An 18,010-nucleotide genomic window follows, 5' to 3' on the forward strand; every position below is an offset into this window, starting at 1 on the left:
CTTGTTTTAATCGGAATAGCTTAAGGTCAGCATCCCGGAGGCGACAACTTTATCTCCGACTGAAGCCGTACATTTGATCTGGTGAAAGGTGTGGAACGACTCGACTAACTCTGCTTCTACCGCAAATGTATCGCCTGGCACAACTGGCTGTAGAAACTTGATTTGGTTAACTGCACTTAAATAAAATTTGTGGGCTGCCCCGCTCTCCCCGTTGTAAAAAATAAATCCGCCGACCTGCGCCATCGTCTCAATCATGAGAACGCCTGGATAAATAGGTTCATCCGGGAAATGTCCAACTGTCCAAGGCTCGTTATAGCTTATGTTTTTGTAGCCTTTGGAGCGCTTCATATAAAGGGCCTCGGTAATTCGGTCTACCATCACAAACGGGTAGCGATGAGGCAAGCCTTTTGCAATATCAATGGTTTCCATCCATGACAGCTCCCAGCATGTGGTGTGTATAAGGAAAATTCAAGCCGATAGATGCTTAGACCTTTCCAACAACTATACTTGCAGAATGGCCGAAGAAAGCGTATGAGTTGGACATCGCATATTGGATCGACCGTTCCTCATAGTTCCCTTTAACAATCTGGAGTTCCTGAAAAGGTTCAGGCTGCTCCTTCAGAAATGCAGTTGGAGGCACAATGCCGCGATCTATAGCGAGCAAGGTTGCCGCCAGCTCAACGCTTCCCGCAGCTCCCAAACAATGTCCGGTAACCGCCTTCGTTGAAGATATCATAACCTGGGACTGCTTCTCCTCGGTTCCAAAAACTTTGGACAGCGCTCGCATTTCCATTAAGTCATTCAGCTCCGTCGCTGTTCCATGGGCATTAACATAATCAATGTCACCTGGCTCTAAACCGGCATCCTCCAGAGCCATCAGCATCGTCCGCACAGCCCCTTCCCCTTCGGGATCGGGACTTGTAATATGATAGGCATCATTGCTTAAGCCGTATCCCAGCAGCTCGCCGTAAATATGGGCTCCTCTTGCCTTCGCTCCATCAAGCGTTTCCAAAATAAAGACCGCCGCTCCTTCTCCCAGTGACATGCCATCCCTGTTCTTATCAAACGGCACACAGCCACCCAGGCTCATGGACTGGAGACTGTGAAACCCGGCAATATAGTTGTCCGATAAGGGCTCTGCCCCAACAACGACCATTAAATCCGCTATTCCGTTGCGAATGGCGTCAAGAGCTATTCCTGCTCCTGCAGTTCCAGCGGCGCAGGCCGACATCGTTGTGTAGGCTTGGCCCCTTATATCTATATACGAAACAATATGTGAGAGCAAAGATGGAATTTCGATCAGTCCATCGGGATCATTCCACTTCTGCTCCCGGTTATTTTGAATGTATCTCATCGTTTTAATATGGCCGGGCACAGATTCTGAAAGGGACAAGCCCGCTCTAGTTTCCAGCTTGCTGATGTCCTCCTTCGTCAGCCCACTGTCTGCCAAAGCTTCATCAAGTGCGGCATACGTCATTTGAACGGCCCGCTCATCCTCTTCCATCTCTCGATACAGCTCGTCAACGCTGCCAGCGACCTCGCCACTAACGCCAAGCTTTTTCAGCTTTTCATGAGCCCGAAGCCCGCTGGCACCATTCACAATCGACTGGAAGAAGGCTTCTCTGTTAGAGCCGCCTGGCGCAATGATGCCAATTCCGGTTACTACGGCTTGCGGTCTGCTCATCGATTAATCCCCGATCGTGCTGCGGATAATATTCGCTATGGAACGAACGCTTTTGAAAACGGACATATCGCTGCTTTGCGGCTTAACGCCAAAAAGCTCCTTCAGTCCAACCGCAAGCTCCAAAGCATCAACGGAATCCAGGTCTAGCCCTTCTCCCTGTTCATTAACATCAAAAAGCGGATCATCATCGTTGATTTCTTCCGGGGAGATATCCAGTCCAAACTTAGTAACAATCATGTTTTTAATTTGATTTTCAATCGATAGCTGTACGTTTTCCATTGTTTCAGCTCCTTTATTGGATAAAAGATTGCATGTCATTCCAGAGGCAGCATAAATAGCCGTCAAAATATAAAGCGCTTTCATTGTCTAGGGATAGACATTGCTCGGCACTCACTCCTCAAATGGAAATGACATAGGCAGTGCAGCTTAAAACAGCAGGCTTCAATTGTACAAACTCATCTGGATGAATGTGCGTTAGAAAGGAAAACAATAGGTGTGGGTGGGTTGAGAGAAGATCATTCATAGTTGAATGTGTCGCTAAAGGAGTAGACGACTATATCTCTTGAGGAATGCTGCTTAACGAAGATGCGGTCGTCGATGCAACCAATAGCGCCGTTAATAAAGTTATACCATAATTCTATGTTTTTTTACAATATTTATTTTTATGTACATATTTAGATTTAAGTTACAAATCATGTAACTTTTATTTGTCGCTGATGCTGTCATCACGTTCTAATTTTGGCGAATAAACGCCGATGTTTAAATGAAATCGCTCTAAAAATTGCTGATACTAGTCGTTCCGCACTTAATAAGCGTGCAAAAATTTTGAAACCCATTTCATTTTACAAGAGATACTATCGGACCTTGGAGTGATATGCTTAGCTGCGTGAAGGCAAAAAGACGCTCTAGAGGGGGCGGAATATGCCTAGGGGCATGCCCACTTACGGTGGAAAAAACGGAACTATTCCTAATATACCACAAACACCATCCACATAATACCATAAAAATACGTCATTAAATCACCCAAAAATTGGACATTTCAAGCGCAAAAAAAACCGGTTGCTGATCATTTTCGGCAGCCGGCCTTTTCGAACGGAGTCCATGATTGATTCATTCGGGCTCCGTGTAAATCACAAGCCAGCCTCATGCTCTTCGTTTCAGGGGTTACTCCCTGCACAATGATAGACTTGGTGGACACAGCAGCCGCTATTCCTACCAAATCACGGGTTTGGCACATTCTACGGACTCAGGAGCCGCTAATGCGCTGCCAAAAGCCATTTTGACTAGATTATAGGGCAATAGCGGCTTTCCTGTCCGCCTGCGGCCTGAAAATGGATCAAAAGCTAAAATTGCGGAACCTCAGTCCGCCAAAAAAGGAGCGAGCGTCTCAGGCTGCTCCGCCTCTTATGGAAGATCGCTGGGATGTCTGCGTTTCAGGCTCCTTTATATGCTCGCCTCTCCTCTGTCCGGATCCTCAATCCGCTGAATATACCCCTTTTAAATATCTTTTTGTGTGGAAGGCACCACCTTCTTCAGCCCGTAAGGCAGCATGTGCTTCTCGAGCTAATATTCTAACCGTATGACCTGATCAGTGCACTTTTATAATGATGAACGCCGCCTAGCGGCACAGCAAAAAGGACGACATTTCCCCGTCATCCACTCGCAGCGGGTTATCGCCCTTTTTCGATAAAATCCAACATAAGGCTGACCTCACGGATGTGAGGCCAACCTTCCAGTTGTTTTTCCAATTACTTACTTATTTATGACTACGCATTTCCTATTCGTTGTTTTCCATCCATTGGAAATGGAAGCTGCCTTGTTGATCGAGACGCTCAAACGTATGCGCTCCGAAATAATCACGCTGTGCTTGCAGCAGGTTAGCCGGCAGTCTTTCTGTACGGTAGCTGTCATAATAAGCTAGTGCCGATGCGAAAGCAGGAACTGGAATCCCTCTTGTTACGGCAATGGCAATCACTTTTCTCCAAGCCTCTTGGTAGTTATCTACGATGCCGCCGAAATAATCATCAAGGAACAAGTTTTTCAGTTCCGGATCACGGTCATACGCATCTTTAATGTTTTGCAGGAAGCCGGCACGAATAATGCAGCCGCCACGGAAAATCATTGCAATACTGCCGTAGTTCAGGTTCCAGTTGTACTGGTCAGAAGCAGCGCGCATTTGCGCGAAGCCTTGGGCGTACGAAGCGATTTTGCTCGCGAATAGCGCTTTGCGGACCGCTTCAATAAACTCTTGCGCATCGCCGTCATAGCTCGATACCGCAGGGCCGTTCAGCTTCTTGCTTGCCGCTATGCGCTCCTCTTTCATCGCAGAAATAAAGCGCGAGAATACGGACTCGGTAATGATCGACAATGGAACGCCGAGATCAAGAGCGCTTTGGCTCGTCCATTTGCCAGTTCCTTTTTGGCCTGCGGAATCGAGAATTACATCGACCATCGGCTTGCCTGTAGCCGGGTCTGTTTTCGAGAAAATGTCAGCTGTAATTTCGATCAAATAGCTGTCCAGCTCGCCATTATTCCACTCGGTGAAAATGTTATGCAGCTCGGACGTGTTTACACCGAGTACATCTTTCAACAAATGGTATGCTTCGCCAATCAGCTGCATGTCGCCATACTCGATGCCGTTGTGCACCATTTTCACATAGTGTCCAGCGCCGCCTTCACCAATGTAAGTAGAGCAAGCATCGCCATTCACTTTCGCCGAAATAGCTGTCAAGATCGGCTCAACGAGCTCATAAGCGTCTTTTTGACCGCCTGGCATAATTGCCGGACCTTTAAGCGCGCCCTCTTCGCCGCCGGAAACGCCCGCACCGATAAAGCGGAAGCCTTTAGCTGAAAGCTCTTCATTTCTTCTTTGCGTATCAGGGAAATAAGCGTTGCCGCCGTCAATCAAAATGTCCCCTTGGTCTAGAAAAGGTACAAGCTGATTAATCGTATCGTCAGTTGGCGCGCCTGCTTTGACCATTATTAAAATTCTGCGCGGCGTTTCAAGCGAGTTTACAAATTCTTCGACGCTGTATGCACCTACAAAATTTTTGCCTTTTGCTTCTTCCAGAAGCTCATTTGTTTTTTCTGGGGAACGGTTGTATAGCGCAACCGAGAACCCTCTGCTTTCAATGTTTAAAGCGAGGTTTTTGCCCATAACGGCAAGACCAACGACACCAATTTGCTGTTTGCTCACGGAAATCTGCCTCCCAATCCTATTCAAGCTCTTTTTATATAAGCGTAAATGGCTGTCGCCATTTTCAAAATAAATGCCATATTACATATTACTTATCGCTTCAAACTCCCCTTCTTACAGGGAAGTTTTTTTCCAGTCAGCAGCAAATTTCTCCATGCCTTGATCGGTAAGCGGGTGCTTCGAAATTTGCTCGATAACCGCGAATGGCACAGTTGCAATATGCGCGCCAGCCATCGCTACGCGAGTAACGTGATCCGGGTGGCGAACCGAAGCTGCAATAATTTGCGCATCCAGCTGGTGCGTGCGGAACAATTCAGCAATTTTAGAAACCAATAGAACGCCATCTTCGGAAATATCGTCCAGACGACCAAGGAACGGGGAAACATAGGTTGCGCCAGCACGAGCAGCCAACAGCGCTTGGTTCACTGTGAAAATAAGCGTTACGTTCGTTTTTACGCCTTTTTTCGTCAGGTAACGGCAAGTTTCTAGTCCAGCAAGGTTCATCGGAAGCTTGATTGTAATGTTTTTATCGTTGTTGTTGATTTTGATCAGCTCGTCCGCTTCAGCGATCATTTCTTCAGCTGTAATCGCGTTAGGCGTTACTTCTGCAGAAACGGATTCAACCTCAGGCACGATTTGCAAAATTTCAGCAATACGGTCTTCAAATTTCACGCCTTCTTTAGCAACTAAAGACGGGTTAGTGGTAACACCGGACAAAACGCCAATTTTATAAGCTTTCTTAATATCTTCCACATTAGCCGTATCGATAAAAAATTTCATAGTCAATTACCTCCGTTTTTTGGGTTCATTTTTGATTTACATTTTAATTTTAAATTTGATTGCCCTGCATTTCAATTATTTCAATAATTCTTTTGCCAGGCTAACGACATTTTCCGTTGAGAAGCCAAAGTATTCCATCACCTGGTTGCCCGGGCCTGACGCCCCAAACGTATCAATGGACAACACTTTGCCGCTTGGCCCTGCATAACGCTCCCAGCCGAGCGAAATACCCGCTTCAATGGCGATACGGTTCGATACGGCATCAGGGAGAACGCTTTGCTTGTAAGCTGCTGGCTGACGCTCAAACAGCTCTCTGCTCGGCATAGCCACGACGCGAACGGATACGTTATCGTTCTCCAGCTCGGTTTTAGCACTTACGGCAAGCGATACCTCAGAACCTGTAGCGATCAAAATGACGTCAGGCTTCTCATTCGTTTCTGTCAGCACATAAGCGCCTTTAGCTACTTCTGCAACGTTAGCTTTCGTCGCTTCATAGATCGGCAGATTTTGTCTGCTCAGCACGAGCGCAACCGGACCATCATTTTGCTGCAAAGCATAAGCCCAAGCACTTGCCGTTTCATTGGCATCCGTTGGACGAATGACAGTGAGCCCTGGAATGGTGCGAAGCGCAGCCAAATGCTCAACTGGCTCATGCGTAGGACCATCTTCGCCGACTGCGATGGAATCATGCGTGAATACATACGTAACAGGCAGCTTCTGCAAGGCAGCCAGACGAATCGACGGGCGCAAATAATCGCTGAATACGAAGAAGGTGCTCACGAATGGTTTTACGCCGCCATGCAGCGCCATGCCATTGCCCGCCGCGCCCATTGCATGCTCGCGAACGCCGAAATAAATATTGCGTCCTGCATACGATTTAACCGCGAACGTCTCTTCGCCTTTAATGTCCGTCATCGTGGAATGCGATAGATCTGCACTGCCTCCGAAGATGGAAGGAACGGTCTTCACATAATGATTGATGGCTTCACCGCTCGCTACGCGAGTTGAAAGTGTTTTGGAGGCATCGAAGGTCAAAATGTCAGCCGCATCAATCGTTACGGAACCATCGATGACTTGAGCCAGTTCCTTGCCTTGCGCCGGATATTGTGCAGTGTAGGAAGCAAGCTGTTTGTTCCATTCCGCCTCTTTAGCTGCACCCGCAAGCTTCAACTGCTCGTAATGCGCTTTGACCTCAGCCGGAACGGTGAACTCTTCTTCATACTTCCAGCCATAAGCGGCTTTCGTTGCGATTGCTTCTTCCTTGCCAAGCGGATTGCCATGCGCTTTATTCGTGCCCGCTACTTTGCTTCCGTAACCGATAATCGTCCGGATTTCAATAAGCGTTGGCTGTGAATCGTTGTGCTTGGCAGCTGCAATTGCCTCAGCGATGGCCGAAGTGTCATTGCCATCTTCCACGCGGAGATATTGCCAATTCGCAGATTCCGCTCTTTTTTGAATATTCTCCCCAAAAGAAAGGTTTAATTCTCCGTCGAGGGAAATATCGTTTGAATCATAGAGCACGATCAATTTGTCCAGCTTCATATGGCCAGCCATCGACATAGCCTCGTAGGAAATCCCTTCCATCAAGCAGCCGTCGCCAACGAGCGCATACGTATAATGGTCGATGATTGGGAAACCATCCTGATTGAATTTTGCAGCCAGATGCGCCTCTGCCATTGCCATGCCGACAGCCATTGCAACCCCTTGGCCTAGAGGGCCAGTCGTCGCATCTACGCCATCCGTATGTCCAAACTCAGGATGGCCTGGCGTCTTGCTGTTCAGCTTGCGGAATTGCTTCAAATCGTCGAGCGACACTTCATAGCCGGATAAGTGCAGCAGGCTGTAAAGCAGCGCTGAACCATGGCCCGCCGAAAGCACGAAACGGTCGCGGTTGAACCATTTGGCATGACCGGGATTGTGGCTTAAAAATTTGGACCATAACGTGTACGCCATTGGCGCTGCGCCCATAGGAAGGCCCGGATGACCGGAATTGGCGCTGTTAATGGCGTCAATCGATAAAGTACGAATCGTGTCAATCGATAACTGATCAATGGTTTGTGTGATAGGCATATTGTTGTCCTTTCTCTGTTTCAGATTGTTGTTCCAGTTTGGAATCGAACCACCAGTGGTAGCCATCCTGCGCTAGCAAAGCATCGGATTCCGCTGGCCCATAAGTACCAGCCTCATAATGATGAAGAGGAACCTGATTTTCTGCGAAAGCTTCCAAAATAGGCTGAACCCAGGCCCACGACATTTCAACTTCATCCCAATGCGCAAAAAACGTAGGGTTGCCGTTCAAAGCATCGTGAATCAAATTTTCATAAGCTTCTGGAAGCTCTTCCTTGTTCGGGTGAAAATCGATTTGAATCGGCTTGAATTCACCATTTTGCTGCGAATCCTTGGAATTGAGCTGAAGCGTAATGCTTTCATTAGGGCTCATTTCAATGACGAGCAGATTCGGAGCCACCCCTTCTTCGTTTACGGAAGGAGCTTGTTTTAACGGCTCTTTAAATTCAATGACGATTCGCGTCGATTTTTCCTTCATTCTTTTGCCGGTACGAATGTAGAAAGGAACGCCCCGCCAAAAGAAATCATCAATCTGCAATTTTGCTGCGATAAAGGTGTCATTCATCGAAGTTTCGGCAATCCCCGGCTCAGACTTATAGCCGACAACCGGCTTGCCCTGAATGCTGCCAGCGCTGTATTGTCCGCGAACGATGCTGAGGGCAACATCTTTCTTTTGCAGCGGTTCAAGAGCTTCCATCACCTGTTTCTTCTTAGAACGAACCTTTTCAGGGTCGCTCTTCTGAGGAAGCTGGATCGCCGTCATCATAAGCAATTGCAGCAAATGGTTTTGGAACATGTCTCTTAGTGCGCCGACATGATCGTAATAACCGGCTCTTTCCTCTACGCCGACCGTTTCATTCGCTGTAATTTGCACATTGGCAATGTAATGATTGTTCCACAGCGCCTGAATGACCGGGTTCGTCTGCTGCAAAGCCTCAAGACGCTGCACCATCGGCTTGCCGAGATAATGATCGATCCGAAAAACTTCTTTTTCCTCAAAAGACCGGCTAAGGCTTTCATTTAAATCGCGTGCAGATTGCAAATCATGGCCGAAAGGCTTCTCAATGACGAGACGCTTCCAGCCCTGCGCAGAGCCAAGCCCGCTAGCCTGAATGTTGGAGGCAATCGTTTCGAAAAATTCAGGCCCAACCGATAAATAAAACAGGCGATTCGGGGCAAGATTTAAAGCTTCCTCCCGCTGTTCAATCATGTGAAGCAGCTTCTGGTAATCTTCCTTATGGTCTATGTTCAGAACTTGGTAACGGAAAGCTTTTAAAAAAGCTTTTACGCTCGCCTCGTCCTTTATTTCCCGTCTGGAAAAATCACGGAGAGATTGCTCGACATTTGCCTGAAAGGTTTCATGCGTCAGCTCTCTTCGTCCAAGGCCAATCAAGGAGAATGCTTGCGGCAGTTTCTGCTCGATGAACAAATTATACAAAGCGGGGTAGATTTTTCTTTTCGCTAAATCCCCTGTCGCTCCAAACAACACAAAAGTGGTTGGCTCCATCTTCCGTTCTCCTTCCAATTCGTTAGCTATGGTTTCTTTTTCTTAGTTACACTATAATACGTTTAAGAGCCATACAAGTAATTAATATATTTAAGAGGAGGTATAGACCACATCTATGATCAATAATTACGAATTATATAAGGTTTTTTATTGGGCCGCTAAAACAGGCAGCTTAACGAAAGCTGCTAATGCGCTGTACCTCACGCAACCGAGTGTCAGCCACGCCATTAAGCAGCTGGAAAACAGCTTCGGCATCACTTTGTTTTATCGAAATTCCAAAGGAGTTGCGCTAACGCAGGAAGGTACGATCTTGTACTCCTACATCGAGCAGTCGCAAATATTGATAACCCTTGCAGAGGAAAAAATGGCTGCACTGAAAAATCTAGAGAGCGGCGAGCTGCGTATTGGCGGCAGCGATTCGCTGTTCAAGCATTACTTGCTGCCGTATTTGGAAAACTTTCATTATATGTATCCCGAAATTAGGCTTCATCTTAATCACGGCACGACGCCGGAAGTGATTTCTTTCCTGAAGGAAGGCAAAATAGACCTTGGTGTCGTTCGCATGCCGATTGTCGATTCCCAGCTGGAAGTGCGTGAAAGCATTCAACTGAAGGATTGTTTTGTTGCAGGGGAGCGCTACGCGAAGCTGAAAAATGAAGTTTTGACGCTGGACCAATTGTTACAGCATCCCGTCATTCTTTTCTCCCGCAATAGCCGGGCGCGAATGGCCATTACAGAGCTTTTTCAAAGCTTCGGTTATATGCTGAAGCCTGAAATCGAGGTCGGCAGCGTCGATTTGCTGATCGAATTTGCCCGGAGAGGACTCGGCATTTCGTATGTAACGCGGGAATTTGTATCGAAGGAGCTAGAGGAAGGCTCGCTCTTCGAAATTCAATTGGATGTGCAGCTGCCTCCCTCCCATGTCGGCATAATGAAAATGCGGAATTTGCCGCTGTCGAGTACAGCTAGCCGATTTATTGAGCTTGTGCATTAAAGCTTTGTATATAAAATAAAAAGAGAAGAATTGAAAGTTAACTTTCGCTCCTTCTCTTTTTGAGTCCTCTTGCAAATTTAATTTGTTCCTTTTTTGCCTGATCATTTAAAAGCCCGATGGATTTATAAGATAACTCCCGCAGCGACTCTTCGTCCATTTTGGCAAGTACTCGCATAGCTGTGTCCATAATGTCGCTTTCCTCATGAGCAAGTTCGTTTTCTTTCATGAATTTTTCTAAATCATTGCGATTAATTGGATTTTCAAATTTCAGTCCAAAATGTTGGGCGGCGTATACAAAATCTTTATCGTTATTACTATAAAGCTGTGCATCTAAATCAATGCTTGTGGCTGCAATAATAGCGTCAGGCGATGGAAGCTTTTTGCCTTCTGACTCGAACCACAATATACGAATATCAGCTGCATTTTTAGCAACATTATCATTAATATGAACCATCAAACCCTCAGACCCTCAGACTTTGGGTATTCAATATATTCTTTAATAACATCCTTATACGATAAATCTTTTTGTGTTCTGGGAATGGACAATAGTTCTACTTGGACGATTGTAGGCATTAAAAGCTCTATATCATCATCAAAGCGAAGTTCGTTAATAAGTTGAACAGCAGGTTGATATCCCCATGAAGCATAGATATAAATATTCGTGTCACAAATAACCTTCTGCTTATTTGACATCAAGTTCCTCCATGTCCGCATCTTCATCACTGATAGGATAAAGATCCTCGTCTTTCTCGGCCGGTTTTACTTTACTAAGCGCTTCTTTGGTTCGACGTACTGCTTCAATTTGTTTTTGATATTTGGGCACAGCAAATTGAGAGCGCACAATTAAATTTTTGCTGCTTCCAGGTGTCTCAAGCTTCTCAGTATCTATCTTCCCAAGCTTGATCCATTTGTAAACACCTTGGACGCTAATTCCGAACATCTCGGCGACTTCATCGGCACTGACATATTTGCTATTCTTCTCTTGATGCTCTAACGGGACGGCTAGTACATTTCGAGCTTGAATATAATCTTGTGCCTTCCTGATTCGAATAATCGCAGCGGCTCTTCGTAACGTTTCAAGTTCTTCTTCAACTAAAGTAACACTCGTTGTGAATACTTCAATCTCTTGAGCCAGCTCTTCACTTGTTTTTGCCATGCTGTTCACCTCCCATTCATTTTACTATACTTTTCAATCAATATAAATATTAAACCAAACAAACGAATTAAACTTATTAAACCAGCACTTTAAAGATCAAATATACCGAATTTGGCTTTGTTTCTAATCTTCCCCTCGATTAATCGCCCAAATATCCTCCACCATTACTTTGTATTTCAAGCAATCCCGCCCTCTTAAGCTCCTCGGCGTGAATTTCTGACAATGCTTCCAATAAACCCATGCCACGCTCAGTCACCTTTATAAAAATGCTTCTTTTATCCTCAGAATTCGGGAACCGGCTTACGAGCTCTAAATCTTCACAGCGCTTAATGAGCTCCAGGCAGGCATGCGGCGTAATTTGCAAACGCTCGGCCAGCTCTTTCGGCGTCGCATAGTCCCTCTCTGGAAATCCCATGATAGCTAACATAAGTTGATGGTATTGGGGAGTTAAACCTTTGCTTCTCGCTGCCTCTTCACTAAACCGAATAAACTTGCGAATGCGATATCGAAATAAAGCCAATTCTTCATAAACCTGCTTGGACAAACGGTTATTGGTCATATAAGGGCTCCTGCTTTTCTTCTAGTCTATCCCATAGCTGTCATTCATTCAATCACAACGATGAAGTAAAAATCATACCCTGATAAAGTCAAGTTTCCTCACCCAATGTAGAGTCAAACAAACAAAATTAAAATAAAAACGTTTTCATGTTATATAACATAACACAAACTCATTGACTTAGATCGTAGTGCGATATATATTGAGCATATCTAGTTATAATCCGTTAAGTTTGAAATCAAAAACTCACTTCTTTATCACACTCCTATTAACTTCTAACGCTGGTGGTGAACCTGCTTGCCTACTGAAAAAATAAAAAGCGTCTGCCCTTATTGCGGTGTTGGATGCGGCATTATACTTGAGGTATCGGAAAATCGTGTCATTAAAGTAACGGGAGACAAAGAGCATCCTACCAATTTCGGGCGATTGTGCACGAAAGGCAACACGTGCGCCGAAGCGATTTCGGAGTCAGGACGAATGGAATACGCTTATGAACGCCTCTCGCGCAAGGGCGAGCTGCAAAAATTAGCTATTGACGAAGCGATAAGCAAAACAGCAGCACAGCTGCGTTCCATACTTGACGAGCATGGGCCAAATGCCCTTTCCTTTTATGTATCCGGCCAGATGTCACTGGAGTCGCAGTATTTAATTAATAAGCTCGCCAAAGGCTTCGTGGGCACGAACAATATTGAATCCAATTCCAGGCTCTGTATGGCAAGCGCCGGCAGCGGTTATAAGCTGTCTCTTGGAGCGGATGGTCCGCCAGGCTCCTATCAGGATTTTGACCAAAGCGATCTTTTTTTCGTCATTGGCGCAAATATGGCTGACTGCCACCCTATTTTGTTTCTGCGAATGATGGATCGAATAAAAGCGGGTGCGAGGCTCATTGTCGTTGACCCGCGCCGCAATGCTACGGCCGATAAAGCATCCCTATATATGCAAATAAAACCGGGAACCGACCTGGCTCTGCTAAACGGACTTTTGCATCTACTGGTGAAAAATAATGATATTGACGAAGCATTTATTGCTGACTTTACTTCCGGCTGGGAACCGATGATTGCGTTTTTAGACGATTACCCTCCGGATAAAGTAGCTGAAATAACGGGCATCCCGGAGGAACATATTCGCAAGGCCGCGGCTTGGATCGGCGAATCGCCGAATTGGATGAGCTGCTGGACGATGGGCCTCAATCAAAGCACACACGGTACTTGGCACACGAATGCAATTTGTAATTTGCATTTGGCTACCGGCAAAATATGCCGTCCAGGCAGCGGCCCCTTCTCCCTCACCGGTCAACCTAACGCAATGGGCGGCCGCGAGATGGGCTATATGGGACCCGGCTTGCCCGGCCAGCGTTCCGTCCTCGTAGAAAAGGAACGTGATTTTATCGAGAGCCTGTGGAGGCTGCCATCAGGAACCCTTACAACCGAGGTAGGTACAGGAACCGTCTCGATGTTTGAGCAAATGCAAGCTGGTCAAATTAAGGCATGCTGGATTATTTGCACGAATCCCGTAGTGACGGTTCCCAATCGAAGAAACGTCATTGCCGGTTTAGAGAAAGCCGAGCTTGTCATTACACAGGATGCTTTCCTTGAAACGGAAACGAATGCCTATGCGGATATTATGCTGCCCGGCGCGTTATGGTCTGAGGCTGAAGGCGTGATGATCAACTCCGAGCGTAATTTGACGTTGATGCAGAAGGCGGTAAAGCCGCCCGGCGACGTGCTGCCCGATTGGCAGATCATCGCTCGTGTAGCATGTGAAATGGGCTTTGCCGACGCTTTTTCATATAGCAGCTCCGAGGAGGTTTATCAGGAAATTCAACAGGCTTGGAATCCCAAGACCGGCTACGATATTCGCGGCGCATCCTATGAGCGGCTACGCAGTACACCGCTGCAATGGCCGTGCGCTCCTGAAAGCGAAGCGGATCGCAACCCTATCCGCTATATCAACAATGGAATCAGCCAAACGTTGAAGCTCAAGGAAGATGGCAGTTTGCCGAGACTTGTATTTCCGACCGAAAGCGGCAAAGGCATCTTTCTCGCCCGCCCCTTTTTGCCTCCGGCTGAGCTTCCCGATATGGAATTCCCCTTTATCTTGAACACGGGACGCGTACAGCATCAATGGCACACAATGACGAAAACCGGTAAAATAGCCAAGCTGAATAAACTGAACCCAGGTCCCTTCGTGGAAATTCATCCCGAGGATGCGGCCACTCTTGGCATTACAGCTGATAATCAAGTCGAGATTCGCTCTAAGCGGGGGGTTGCTATTTTACCAGCTGTCATAACCGATCGGGTTCGTCCCGGCAATTGCTTTGCCCCGTTTCATTGGAATGATATTTTCGGCAAAAATCTGGCTATTAATGATGTGACCAACGATGCTATTGATCCGATCTCCTTTCAACCTGAATTTAAATTTTGCGCAGTGTCTCTTATTCGAGTCGCCGCTTCCGCAGAGGCTGCGCCGATTATTCATTCTGATGAGGAAACAACAGCCTCCCACTCGGCATTCCGCAGTGCGAGCAACGTTTATGAGGAGGAGATTTACATGTCTAAAGTCGATACGCTCGCCAGTATGCTTGGCATTGAATCAACATCTGTTATGACGCTGGAAAACCATGAAAAAACGTATGTGACCGGTTTTATTGCCAGCCTAAAAACGAGCGAGCTCCAGAGCGCGCCTGGCATCCCTGTTCTTCCTCCATCCGCGCCGCTGGAAGCCTCCAAAAAGCTATTTCTCGATGGGCTGCTCGCAGGCATGTTCTCCCGCACTTACTTGTCGGAATCCGGCGCAGCCTTGAGCGCTGCGGCAAGTACCGGGCAAGCGACGCTAGAACCGCCTGCACCTTTTGTCCACATAAAAGATGCAGAAGCTTTGCGGATTACGATTGTATGGGCGTCTCAAACCGGAAATGCCGAGGAAGCCGCTCAAGCTTGCGCCAAGCAATTACTGGCAGCGGGTCATCATGTCCAGCTGTTAAACATGAATGACTACGATATAAAGAATCTTGCTAATGAACAGTATGTGCTATGCATCGCGAGTACATTTGGGGCAGGCGACCCGCCTGACAATGGCACCGGCTTCTGGCACTCCCTTCAAGCTGACGATGCACCTAAGCTGCCGGGAGTGACATTCGCTGTACTCGGCTTTGGCGATTCCAGCTATGATTTATTTTGCGGGTTTGGACAACAACTGGATGCCCGATTCGAGCATTTAGGAGCCAAGCGCCTAATGCCGCGAACAGATTGCGATACGAATTTTCAAGAGCAGGTATCCGCATGGATCCTATCGCTCGAAACAGCTTTGCAAAAAGCTCAGAAGGGCACCAGAACAAATGGCGCTGCGTCTTCTTCTGCACACGAGACTGCCATAAAGGTTCACTATGATCGGAACCAGCCGCTTACAACCGCCTTGCTGGCCAACAAGCCGTTAAGCAAGGAAGGCTCTGAGAAAGATACCCGCCATTATATTTTTGATTTGAAAAATACGGGGCTGCACTACGAGTCCGGTGACGCTTTAGGCGTTTGGCCAACTAATGCTCCTGCACTTGTGGATGAGGTATTGGAAGCTGTAAAGCTGAGCCCTTCCGAGAAAGTGTCCATAAAAGATATCGGAGAAATTTCATTGAGCCTCGCCCTTACCCAGCATTACGATATTACCCGAATCACTCCGAGCATTTTGCAAGCTGTACATGAACGCACAAATAACGATGTTTTATCCCGGCTTTTAAGGAAGGAAAATCAGGAAGAATTAAAGCAATGGCTGTGGGGACGTCAGCTCGCCGATCTGCTGCAGGAATTCCCTTTCCCGATTCAAGCAGCTGAGCTTGTTCAACTGCTGAAGCCGTTGCAGCCGCGACTCTATTCCATTTCTTCCAGTTCAAAAATGAATCCGGATGAAGTTCATATTACCGTATCCACCGTTCGTTATCCGTTCAATGGCAAGCAGCGAAATGGCTTATGCTCCACCTTTCTGGCTGACCATGCGGAGAAAGCAGCTGGCGTACCCATCTTTGTTCAGAAAACCTCCCATTTCCGCCTGCCAAGCGATACTGATAAACCCGTCATCATGGTTGGCCCCGGAACAGGCATCGGCCCCTTCCGCGGTTTTTTGCAGGAGCGTCAAGCGACAGGCGCCAAAGGGAAAAACTGGCTGATCTTCGGAGAACAGCGCGCGGAATGCGACTTTTATTATAAGGAGGAGCTGGAAGCGATGCAGCAACGCGGCATTCTCCATCGTTTGGATACCGCCTTCTCACGAGATCAAGCAGAAAAAATATATGTACAGCATCGCATGATTGAGCACGGCGCTGAATTATGGTCCTGGCTGCAGGCAGGTGCCTATTTCTATGTATGTGGGGATGCCAGCAAAATGGCAAAGGACGTAGACACCGCACTGAAACAAGTCATTGAGCAGCACGGCGGAAAATCGGCGGCTGAAGCGGAGCAATATGTGAAGGAAATGGCCAAAGAGCAACGATATGCCCGCGATGTTTATTGAGCTAGTGCATACAGGGAGAGACGACCGCAACTATTGGCGGTCGTCTTTATTTTTCACACCTCCTATACTCTATCAAAATTACAAAAACTAGAATACTTGAATTAGAGTATAAATTTCTGGTATATTTGTAAATAACAATGGTAATTTGAATTGACCTGATGACTCTCTATTCCAGCAGCCTTACTATTGCGATGAATCAAAATCGTACGACAGGCTTCACCGCAGCGACTAAAGGAGGAATATGCAATGAATAACCATGTCATTTCTTTAGCTGATATTACGAGCTTTCAGTCTAAAGAAGAAGAGTTCAGCCCTTATAGTTGGTATCGCCGCATGTTGAATCAAGACCCGGTCATTTTTAATGAAGGATCAAATGCCTACCATGTATTCAAGTACGATTATGTGAAAACGGTGCTTAGTGATTTCAAAAACTTTTCCAGCGTTAGAACACGCAGCATCGTCCAGGTCGGTTATCAGAGCAATGACGACAAAGATAAAGAAATGGTCAAAACGTTTCCCGATCAGCTTGATATTCACAATGTTGATCCGCCAGAGCATCGCAAACGGAGATCCCTGCTCGCCGCTGCTTTCACACCAAGAAGCCTGCGGTTATGGGAACCGCGCATTCAAGCTGCTGTCGATGAATTAGTGGCCCAATTTGCCGATCAATCACAGGTGGATATCGTTGAAGCCTACACAAGCGTATTGCCAGTTGTCGTCATGTCCGACCTGCTTGGCGTCCCTTCCAAGGACCGCCTCTTATTCAAAGCATGGGTAGACAAGCTGTTTTTGCCGACAACTCATGAAAACTTCGATGAGATTAATGAATTGAAAAAGAAGGCCGGCGACGAATATTATCAATACCTTTATCCGCTCGTTGTAGCGAAGAGATCCCATTTAGAAGACGATATTATATCTGACTTAATTAGAGTAGAAGTAGATGGCGGGCATTTTACAGATGATGAGATTGTACGCACGACGATGTTTTTACTTGGGGCGGGGATTGAAACAACGAGTAATTTGCTGGCTAATTCCTTTTATGCTTTTTTATACGACCAGCCCGAGCTGTATCAGGAACTCAGAAATAATCCCGAGCTCGTTCCAGACGCGGTTGAAGAGCTGCTCCGGTTTCGGTTTCACATTAGCAAAATGGACCGGACTGTGAAGGAGGATAATGATGTGCTAGGGGTTCCGCTCAAAAAAGGGGATACCATCGTGGCTTGGATGAGCGCAGCGAATATGGATGAAAGCATGTTTGAAGATCCTTTTACATTGAACATTCACCGGGAAAATAGCAATAAGCAGCTCGCATTTGGCTATGGCGCCCACTTTTGTCTAGGAGCACCTCTAGCAAGGCTGGAAGCCACTCTCGTTCTTACTACCTTTTTAAAAACATTTTCCAAAATTGAGCCCGATACAACCTTTATTTTGGAAGACAGCCTTGTTCCTAGTGCTGCCGGACAAAGCTTGACTCGATTGCCTATCCAGCTTTTTAAATAAAAAATACCGTTTGATGCTGCTTCATTCGTTTCATGCAAAAAAAACTGCCTAAGCAAGCTGCCTTCGA

14 protein-coding genes are annotated in these 18,010 nt (G+C 46.7%); 3 read left to right on the forward strand and 11 right to left on the reverse strand.

All coding sequences use genetic code 11. The features are described 5' to 3' along the window. Positions 1–6 precede the first annotated feature (6 nt). From fabZ to zwf, 7 genes are all read right to left on the reverse strand, one after another. Positions 7–429, reverse strand: coding sequence for a 3-hydroxyacyl-ACP dehydratase FabZ (gene fabZ / locus AC50Y5_RS11170; RefSeq protein WP_056040166.1), 423 nt, complete (start codon positions 427–429; stop codon positions 7–9). A gap of 55 nt (positions 430–484) precedes the next feature. Beyond that, positions 485–1,684, reverse strand: a complete 1,200-nt coding sequence (locus AC50Y5_RS11175) for a beta-ketoacyl-[acyl-carrier-protein] synthase family protein (protein ID WP_056040164.1) — start codon at positions 1,682–1,684, stop codon at positions 485–487. Between the two features lie 3 nt (positions 1,685–1,687). After that, positions 1,688–1,963, reverse strand: coding sequence for an acyl carrier protein (locus AC50Y5_RS11180; protein WP_056040811.1), 276 nt, complete (start codon positions 1,961–1,963; stop codon positions 1,688–1,690). 1,498 nt (positions 1,964–3,461) lie between these two features. Then, positions 3,462–4,880 carry an NADP-dependent phosphogluconate dehydrogenase gene (gene gnd / locus AC50Y5_RS11185; protein WP_494860555.1) on the reverse strand — a complete coding sequence of 473 codons (1,419 nt, stop codon included), beginning with the start codon at positions 4,878–4,880 and terminating at the stop codon, positions 3,462–3,464. 114 nt (positions 4,881–4,994) lie between these two features. Then, the gene (fsa, locus tag AC50Y5_RS11190) at positions 4,995–5,660 is read right to left on the reverse strand and encodes a fructose-6-phosphate aldolase (RefSeq protein WP_046230868.1); all 666 of its coding nucleotides are present in this window, start codon (positions 5,658–5,660) and stop codon (positions 4,995–4,997) included. Positions 5,661–5,735: 75 nt separating this feature from the next. Continuing rightward, positions 5,736–7,724, reverse strand: coding sequence for a transketolase (gene tkt, locus AC50Y5_RS11195; RefSeq protein ID WP_494860733.1), 1,989 nt, complete (start codon positions 7,722–7,724; stop codon positions 5,736–5,738). After that, positions 7,708–9,234: a glucose-6-phosphate dehydrogenase gene (gene zwf, locus AC50Y5_RS11200; protein WP_494860557.1), complete on the reverse strand. Its 1,527-nt coding sequence runs from the start codon at positions 9,232–9,234 to the stop codon at positions 7,708–7,710. The genes tkt and zwf overlap by 17 nt, the downstream gene beginning before the upstream one ends. Before the next feature lie 115 nt (positions 9,235–9,349). Between zwf and AC50Y5_RS11205 the strand changes: the two genes are divergently transcribed. Next, positions 9,350–10,228, forward strand: a complete 879-nt coding sequence (locus AC50Y5_RS11205) for a LysR family transcriptional regulator (protein ID WP_056035684.1) — start codon at positions 9,350–9,352, stop codon at positions 10,226–10,228. Between the two features lie 37 nt (positions 10,229–10,265). Here the strand turns inward: AC50Y5_RS11205 and AC50Y5_RS11210 are convergent, their stop codons facing one another. From AC50Y5_RS11210 to AC50Y5_RS11225, 4 genes are all read right to left on the reverse strand, one after another. Then, positions 10,266–10,685: a type II toxin-antitoxin system VapC family toxin gene (locus AC50Y5_RS11210; RefSeq protein ID WP_494860559.1), complete on the reverse strand. Its 420-nt coding sequence runs from the start codon at positions 10,683–10,685 to the stop codon at positions 10,266–10,268. Next, complete coding sequence (locus tag AC50Y5_RS11215; protein ID WP_494860561.1) at positions 10,682–10,921, reverse strand: hypothetical protein; 240 nt, start codon at positions 10,919–10,921, stop codon at positions 10,682–10,684. Before AC50Y5_RS11215 ends, AC50Y5_RS11210 begins: the two co-directional genes overlap by 4 nt. Beyond that, on the reverse strand, positions 10,911–11,384 hold the full coding sequence (locus AC50Y5_RS11220) for a helix-turn-helix domain-containing protein (RefSeq protein WP_494860562.1): 474 nt from the start codon (positions 11,382–11,384) through the stop codon (positions 10,911–10,913). The genes AC50Y5_RS11215 and AC50Y5_RS11220 overlap by 11 nt, the downstream gene beginning before the upstream one ends. Positions 11,385–11,523: 139 nt before the next feature. Further along, on the reverse strand, positions 11,524–11,943 hold the full coding sequence (locus tag AC50Y5_RS11225; RefSeq protein ID WP_056035674.1) for a MarR family winged helix-turn-helix transcriptional regulator: 420 nt from the start codon (positions 11,941–11,943) through the stop codon (positions 11,524–11,526). A 294-nt stretch (positions 11,944–12,237) separates the two neighbouring features. Here AC50Y5_RS11225 and AC50Y5_RS11230 point away from each other — a divergent pair, with 294 nt between their 5' ends. Next, complete coding sequence (locus tag AC50Y5_RS11230; RefSeq protein WP_494860564.1) at positions 12,238–16,443, forward strand: sulfite reductase subunit alpha; 4,206 nt, start codon at positions 12,238–12,240, stop codon at positions 16,441–16,443. A gap of 246 nt (positions 16,444–16,689) precedes the next feature. After that, positions 16,690–17,943 (forward strand): cytochrome P450, encoded by a 1,254-nt coding sequence (locus tag AC50Y5_RS11235; RefSeq protein WP_494860566.1) that lies wholly within the window; start codon positions 16,690–16,692, stop codon positions 17,941–17,943. The last annotated feature ends 67 nt before the right edge of the window (positions 17,944–18,010 follow it).

The organism is Paenibacillus sp. JT22N7, assembly GCF_059383875.1.

Coding starts and splice junctions, on each gene's coding strand:
- AC50Y5_RS11220 (WP_494860562.1), bottom strand. CDS start 11,384: ATGGCAAAAACAAGTGAAGAGCTGGCTCAAGAGATTGAAGTATTCACA.
- fabZ (WP_056040166.1), bottom strand. CDS start 429: ATGGAAACCATTGATATTGCAAAAGGCTTGCCTCATCGCTACCCGTTT.
- AC50Y5_RS11205 (WP_056035684.1), top strand. CDS start 9,350: ATGATCAATAATTACGAATTATATAAGGTTTTTTATTGGGCCGCTAAA.
- AC50Y5_RS11225 (WP_056035674.1), bottom strand. CDS start 11,943: ATGACCAATAACCGTTTGTCCAAGCAGGTTTATGAAGAATTGGCTTTA.
- AC50Y5_RS11175 (WP_056040164.1), bottom strand. CDS start 1,684: ATGAGCAGACCGCAAGCCGTAGTAACCGGAATTGGCATCATTGCGCCA.
- AC50Y5_RS11235 (WP_494860566.1), top strand. CDS start 16,690: ATGAATAACCATGTCATTTCTTTAGCTGATATTACGAGCTTTCAGTCT.
- AC50Y5_RS11215 (WP_494860561.1), bottom strand. CDS start 10,921: ATGTCAAATAAGCAGAAGGTTATTTGTGACACGAATATTTATATCTAT.
- AC50Y5_RS11180 (WP_056040811.1), bottom strand. CDS start 1,963: ATGGAAAACGTACAGCTATCGATTGAAAATCAAATTAAAAACATGATT.
- zwf (WP_494860557.1), bottom strand. CDS start 9,234: ATGGAGCCAACCACTTTTGTGTTGTTTGGAGCGACAGGGGATTTAGCG.
- fsa (WP_046230868.1), bottom strand. CDS start 5,660: ATGAAATTTTTTATCGATACGGCTAATGTGGAAGATATTAAGAAAGCT.